This window comes from Streptomyces sp. SID13726, from assembly GCF_010548375.1.
In the GTDB taxonomy this organism is placed as follows: domain Bacteria; phylum Actinomycetota; class Actinomycetes; order Streptomycetales; family Streptomycetaceae; genus Streptomyces.
The window spans coordinates 1-426 of sequence record NZ_JAAGLY010000521.1; the positions used below are offsets into that span (position 1 = coordinate 1).

The 426-nt window shown below is 75.1% G+C and carries 1 protein-coding gene; it reads right to left on the minus strand.

Annotated features, from left to right (window positions below):
- The coding region (locus tag G3I78_RS48910) for an SNF2-related protein (protein WP_239158494.1) at positions 1-426 on the minus strand (426 nt) is incomplete at both ends.

Consider the following 426-nt stretch of genomic DNA (forward strand, 5'->3'; position numbering starts at 1 on the left):
GCGCTGCGCCCGCGGGTTCTTGACCTGGTGGGCCTCGTCCACGACGAGCATCCCCAGCTCCTCGGCGGCCGGCTCGGGGAATCCGGTCAGCGCCTGGAAGGTGGTCACGGCCACCCCGCCCTCCCCCCGCCAGTCCGCGAACGCGTCGTGCCGGCCGGGACCGTGCAGGGCGACCGCGCGCAGGGTGCTGCGCGCCTCGATCTCGCGGGTCCAGTTGATCAGGACCCCGGCCGGGCAGACCACGAGGAAGTGGCGGTGCCCCTGAGCCGCGAGGTGCGCGAGGGCGGCGAGTGCCTGGATCGTCTTGCCCAGTCCCATCTCGTCGCCGAGGATCACCCGCCGCTGGGCGAGGGCGAAGCGGGCCCCGAAGGACTGGTACCCGCGCAGCGAGACGCGGCGGTGCGTGCCGACGAGGGGCTGCGCGCG